Genomic DNA, 4,947 nt, shown 5'->3' on the forward strand with positions numbered 1-4,947 from the left:
GTTCGGCTGCACGTGCCCGTACTGGCCGGGCTGCCCGGAACCGGGAGGGGGCGGACCGACGTCCGCCGGGCCCGGTCGCCGACCGTCGTCGCGGGGACCATACGGGCTCTCCGGCCGCTGACCGTATCCACCCGGACCCGCGCCCGGACCCGAGGCCCACTCGTCGCCGGGCCGGGGACCACCCGTGCCCCGATCGTTCTCGTTCTCCATATCCGACATGGTTCCTCACCGCGCTGTGTGCCCGCTGAGACGACCGCGTCCCCCGTCGATCAGTTCGGGGGGAGCTCACACCCGGGGATGGTCATCCGCACCTCGGTGCCCCCACCGTCCGCGTCATGGATCTCCACGGTGCCTCCGTGCCGGGTGACCACCTGGCGGACGATCGCCAACCCGAGCCCCGAACCGGGCATCGCCCGTGCCTCCCGCGAGCGGTGGAATCGCTCGAAGACCAGCTGCCTGTCCTCCTCAGGGATACCCGGCCCCTGGTCGGCGACGGTCAACTCCACGACCGACTCCGACACCGGGTTCATCCGGACCGTCACCGTTCCCCCGGTCGGGCTCCACTTGGCCGCGTTGTCGCAGATGTTCAGCACCGCACGCTCGATCCCCGCGTTGTCACCGAACGAGTACCAGGGCGCCAGATCCACGTCGAACCGCACGTCGTGACGCCGCCGACGGACCCGCTCGAGGGCCCGCTCGACCGCCTCCGACACCGCGACCGGCTCCAGCTCGACCTCCCCGGAATCCTCACGGGCGAGCTCGACCAGGTCCCCGACCAGCTGGGTGAGCTCGGAGATCTGACCGATCACGTCGACCTCGAGCGCCCCCCTGTCCGCGGCCGGGATGGTCGGCGCCCCCGGCCTGCTCGCGGCGATCAGTAGTTCCACGTTGGTCCGGAGACTGGTCAGCGGTGTCTTGAGCTCGTGCCCGGCATCGGCCACGAGCCGCGATTGTCGATCCCTGCTCTCCCCCAGCGCTACGAGCATCTGGTTGAAGCTGGCGGTGAGCCGGGCGATCTCGTCATCACCCGCCACCGGGATGGGCCGCAGGTCGTCGGTCCTGGCGATCCGCTCCACCGCCCTGGTCAACCGGGCGACCGGCGCCAGACCCGTGCGCCCCACCGCCGTACCGGCCACCGCCGCCAGCGCGATGCCGGCCGCACCCACCAGCGTCAGGACGATCGCCAGACGATTGAGGGCCGCCCTGGTGGGGCTCAGGTCCTGCGCCAGGATGAGTGTCGAACCGTCGCGGACCCCCACCGCATAGATCTGCTTGCCCCCGGCCGTCCGCAGGCTCGACTCGGTCTCGCCGCGGACCACGGCGATCTCGGGGCCGCCGATCTGGAAGGGTTCGCCGGTGGCCGTCCGCACACCGGAGGGCGCGACGATCTGCGCGTCCAGATTGGGGTTGAAGGCCCGCAGCGCGATGAGGGTGCTCCGGGACTGGAGGGCGAACTCCGACGCGAGCTGGCTGTTGACCAGTTGGTCGGCCTGTTGCTGGAGCCGGTTGTTGACCTCGCTGTACATCGACCCGGACACGACGAAGTACGCCGCGACGGCCATCAGGGCCACCGCGACGCCCACCGAACTCGCCGCCAACAGGGTGACCCGCTGGTGCAGGGAGATCGGTGTGGAGCCCCACCCCACCGTGCGGGCTCGCACTACGGCGTCTCGCGCAACACGTATCCCACGCCACGCACGGTGTGGATCAGACGACTCTCGCCGTCGCCCTCGGTCTTACGCCGGAGGTACCCGATGTACACCTCGAGCGCGTTCCCCGACGTGGGGAAGTCGTAACCCCACACCTCCTCGAGGATGTGGCTCCGGGTGAGGACACGACGGGGATGGTGCAGGAGCAACTCGAGCAGGGAGAACTCCGTCCGGGTCAGCTGGATCCGGCGCTCCCCCCGGTTGACCTCGCGGGTCGCCAGGTCCATCCGCAGGTCCTCGAACTCCAACACCTCGTCCACGTCCTCGGCCTCCGGACCCCGACGACGCAGCAACGCCCGCAGCCGGGCCAACAGCTCCTCCAGCGCGAAGGGCTTGGGCAGGTAGTCGTCGGCGCCCGCGTCCAGGCCCGCCACCCGCTCGGACACCGCGTCCCGGGCGGTGAGCATGAGCACGGGCAGGTCGTCCCCCCGACTCCGCAGTATCCGGCACACCTCGAGGCCGTCGCGGCGGGGCATCATGACGTCGAGGATCACCGCGTCCGGACGGTTCGCGTCGAGCCGTTCGACCGCCTCGACCCCGTCCCCCGCGAGCTCCACCGAATAACCGTTGAACGTGAGGGAACGGCGCAGGGATTCACGCACGGCCTGGTCGTCGTCCACAACGAGGATCTTCATACCGGGAAGTCTCCCGCACCCGCCTGAACCACGGCTGAGGAATACCGCGACCGATGCGCGGTCCGCGCCGGCTCCTGATGACGCCGACGAGCCCGGTGGGTCCGGGGGGACCCACCGGGCTCGTGACCGGGCGTGTGCGTGCGACGCGCGGGCGCCGCGGAGCTCAGTTCGTCTCGGCGATCAGTCGACCGACACTCAGCGGTCGAGGTCGACGAGGCCGAGCTTGGCGGCCTTGACCAGGCGACGCGGCAGCACCACGGCGCGGCCGTCGATCTTGGTCTCCTGGAGGGCCGGGTTCTCGGCCTTCCACTGCGAGCGGCGGGAATGGGTGTTGGCGCGCGAGAGGCGACGCTTCGGAACTGCCATGACTGTTACGTCCTCTGAGGTCTCGGGTGTGGGTGTGGGTCGGCGGCGGAGCACCGACCCGCGGCTCACTTGGTGCGGCGGGTGCGGTTGCCGTAACGGCGCTGGAACTTCTCGACACGGCCGGCCGTGTCCATGACGCGCTGCGCGCCGGTCCAGAACGGGTGCGACTCACTGGTCACGTCGACCACGATGAGCGGGTAGGAGTTGCCGTCCTCCCACTCGACGGTCCGCTCGCTCTTCGCGGTGGAGCGGGTGAGGAACTTGGTGCCGGTGCCCGAGTCCTGGAAGACCACCGGGTGGTAGTCGGGGTGGATGTCGTTCTTCATACTGGATCCCTCTAGCTCGGTAGAAGTCTTGGGTCTGGCGCCCGCCCCGTCAGGGGCACGCAACTGCCAGTGGCCGAACCGGGGATCCCGGTATCAGCACACGCATCGGTAGATCGTACCCGTACGATGACCGCGTACCCAATTCGCACGCTCCGCCGGCCGTCCCCACCGGCGTTGACGTGCTGATTACCGTTTCCCGCGGTCGGGCCGTAAACTAGACCATCGCTGTTGTCTGCACGTTTGCTATCGCCTCTCACGGTGCCCGCGACGTGGTGATCCGCTGCTGTTCGGCCCAGGCCGACCGGGAGCCCCGACCATCACGCGCCACCGTACGAGGAGGCGGAAGGAGAACCACGCCATGTCGGCGCATTGCCAGGTAACGGGACGGAAGCCGGGTTTCGGCAAGTCCGTCTCGCACTCACACCGCAGGACCAACCGTCGCTGGAACCCGAACATCCAGCGCCGTAGCTACTTCGTGCCCTCCGAGGGTCGTCGCGTCACGCTGACGGTCTCCACCAAGGGCATCAAGACCATCGACCGCGATGGCATCGAGGCCGTCGTGGCCCGTATCCGCGCCCGTGGGGAGAAGATCTGAGATGGCACGTAACGACGTTCGACCCATCATCAAGCTCAAGTCCACGGCCGGGACCGGGTTCACCTACGTGACCCGCAAGAACCGCCGTAACAACCCGGACCGCATCGTCCTCAAGAAGTTCGACCCGGTCGTCCGCAAGCACGTCGAATTCCGAGAGGAGCGCTGACCCGTGGCCAAGAAGTCAAAGATCGCGCGCAACGAGCAGCGCAAGGCCAAGGTGGCCCGGTTCGCCGAGCGCCGCGCCGAGCTCAAGGCAATCATCAAGAACCCCGAGAGCACGGACGAGGCGCGCATGGACGCCCAGACCGCGCTCAACAAGATGCCGCGTGACGCCTCGCCCGTGCGGGTGCGTAACCGCGACGTCGCCGATGGCCGCCCCCGCGGCTACCTCCGCAAGTTCGGCCTCTCCCGCGTCCGCATGCGCGAGATGGCCCACCGTGGCGAGCTGCCCGGTGTCACGAAGTCGAGTTGGTGAGTAGGTAATCATGGCAAAAGCGCGTAGCACCCCGTCCAAGAAGATCCGTGCCCAGGAGGGTCGTCGGCCCAAGAAGAACCCGTTGAAGGTCGCGGGTATCGAGACGGTCGACTACAAGGACGTCAACACCCTCCGCACGTTCATCTCCGATCGTGGCAAGATCCGTTCGCGCCGCGTCACCGGCCTCACGCCGCAGCAGCAGCGTCAGGTCGCCGTCGCGGTCAAGAACGCCCGTGAGATGGCACTGCTGCCGTTCACCAGCCGCTGAGCCCTTGCTCGGCGCGGTCGAACCGCACCGCACGTCCCGTTCGCGGTAAATAGCCGCCGACACAGGCAACAGCAACCCGATCGGGGTCGCGCCTCCTGCCCGCAGGAGTGCTCGGCCCCGATCGGCGTTACCGCTCCCCTCCCCCGAACCCCAGGAGTCCGCAGTGGCCGGCGTCCTCAACGGCTTCGCCGTGATCGTCGCGGTCGTCGCACTCGGGTGGCTGCTCGCCCGTTCCCGGGTCCTCGGTTCCGACGCCCGACTGGTGCTCAACCGGCTCGTGTTCTTCGTCGCCACCCCGGCCCTGCTGTTCGACGCCCTCGCCCGGACTACGCTCGACCAGGTCTTCACCGGCGTCTTCGTGGTCTCCGCCGCGACGGCGATCGTCATGGCGGTGGCCTACGTGCTCATCGCGAAGCTGTGGCTCCGGCGGCCGGCCGCCGACCTCGCCGTCGGCGCCCTGTCCGCCAGCTACGTCAACTCGGCCAACCTGGGCATCCCCATCGCCGTCTACGTCCTGGGGGACTTCGGGTTCGTCATGCCCCTGTTGCTCTTCCAGGTGGCGGTGCTCCAGCC

9 protein-coding genes and 1 pseudogene are annotated in these 4,947 nt (G+C 68.9%); 5 read left to right on the top strand and 5 right to left on the bottom strand.

Annotation, left to right across the window (positions count from 1 at the left end):
- From G6018_RS17135 to G6018_RS10585, 5 genes and pseudogenes are all read right to left on the bottom strand, one after another.
- Window positions 1–219: pseudogene (locus G6018_RS17135) on the bottom strand (hypothetical protein); the annotation flags it as partial.
- Between the two features lie 50 nt (window positions 220–269).
- Entirely contained in the window at window positions 270–1,661 is a 1,392-nt protein-coding gene (locus G6018_RS10570; RefSeq protein ID WP_179525842.1) for a HAMP domain-containing sensor histidine kinase, read from the bottom strand.
- Complete coding sequence (locus G6018_RS10575) at window positions 1,661–2,344, bottom strand: response regulator transcription factor (protein WP_182617164.1); 684 nt, start codon at window positions 2,342–2,344, stop codon at window positions 1,661–1,663. Before G6018_RS10575 ends, G6018_RS10570 begins: the two co-directional genes overlap by 1 nt.
- Before the next feature lie 195 nt (window positions 2,345–2,539).
- Window positions 2,540–2,710 (bottom strand): 50S ribosomal protein L32, encoded by a 171-nt coding sequence (rpmF, locus tag G6018_RS10580; protein ID WP_179525844.1) that lies wholly within the window; start codon window positions 2,708–2,710, stop codon window positions 2,540–2,542.
- A gap of 65 nt (window positions 2,711–2,775) precedes the next feature.
- On the bottom strand, window positions 2,776–3,036 hold the full coding sequence (locus G6018_RS10585; RefSeq protein WP_095718598.1) for a type B 50S ribosomal protein L31: 261 nt from the start codon (window positions 3,034–3,036) through the stop codon (window positions 2,776–2,778).
- Window positions 3,037–3,394: 358 nt separating this feature from the next.
- Here G6018_RS10585 and rpmB point away from each other — a divergent pair, with 358 nt between their 5' ends.
- From rpmB to G6018_RS10610, 5 genes are all read left to right on the top strand, one after another.
- Window positions 3,395–3,631 (top strand): 50S ribosomal protein L28, encoded by a 237-nt coding sequence (gene rpmB / locus G6018_RS10590; protein WP_010542299.1) that lies wholly within the window; start codon window positions 3,395–3,397, stop codon window positions 3,629–3,631.
- Window position 3,632: 1 nt separating this feature from the next.
- On the top strand, window positions 3,633–3,797 hold the full coding sequence (gene rpmG / locus G6018_RS10595) for a 50S ribosomal protein L33 (protein WP_017836290.1): 165 nt from the start codon (window positions 3,633–3,635) through the stop codon (window positions 3,795–3,797).
- 3 nt (window positions 3,798–3,800) lie between these two features.
- Window positions 3,801–4,106: a 30S ribosomal protein S14 gene (gene rpsN, locus G6018_RS10600; RefSeq protein WP_017836289.1), complete on the top strand. Its 306-nt coding sequence runs from the start codon at window positions 3,801–3,803 to the stop codon at window positions 4,104–4,106.
- 10 nt (window positions 4,107–4,116) lie between these two features.
- Window positions 4,117–4,374 (top strand): 30S ribosomal protein S18, encoded by a 258-nt coding sequence (rpsR, locus tag G6018_RS10605; protein ID WP_007632792.1) that lies wholly within the window; start codon window positions 4,117–4,119, stop codon window positions 4,372–4,374.
- Between the two features lie 163 nt (window positions 4,375–4,537).
- Window positions 4,538–4,947: AEC family transporter (locus G6018_RS10610; RefSeq protein ID WP_182639564.1), on the top strand; the 410-nt coding region annotated here is incomplete at its 3' end.

Source organism: Dietzia sp. DQ11-44 (assembly GCF_014145205.1).
GTDB lineage: Bacteria > Actinomycetota > Actinomycetes > Mycobacteriales > Mycobacteriaceae > Dietzia > Dietzia natronolimnaea.

What these genes read in the sequence shown, in the direction of transcription:
- G6018_RS10575 (WP_182617164.1), bottom strand. Translation starts at nt 2,344, where the DNA reads ATGAAGATCCTCGTTGTGGACGACGACCAGGCCGTGCGTGAATCCCTG.
- rpmF (WP_179525844.1), bottom strand. Translation starts at nt 2,710, where the DNA reads ATGGCAGTTCCGAAGCGTCGCCTCTCGCGCGCCAACACCCATTCCCGC.
- G6018_RS10585 (WP_095718598.1), bottom strand. Translation starts at nt 3,036, where the DNA reads ATGAAGAACGACATCCACCCCGACTACCACCCGGTGGTCTTCCAGGAC.
- rpmB (WP_010542299.1), top strand. Translation starts at nt 3,395, where the DNA reads ATGTCGGCGCATTGCCAGGTAACGGGACGGAAGCCGGGTTTCGGCAAG.
- rpmG (WP_017836290.1), top strand. Translation starts at nt 3,633, where the DNA reads ATGGCACGTAACGACGTTCGACCCATCATCAAGCTCAAGTCCACGGCC.
- rpsR (WP_007632792.1), top strand. Translation starts at nt 4,117, where the DNA reads ATGGCAAAAGCGCGTAGCACCCCGTCCAAGAAGATCCGTGCCCAGGAG.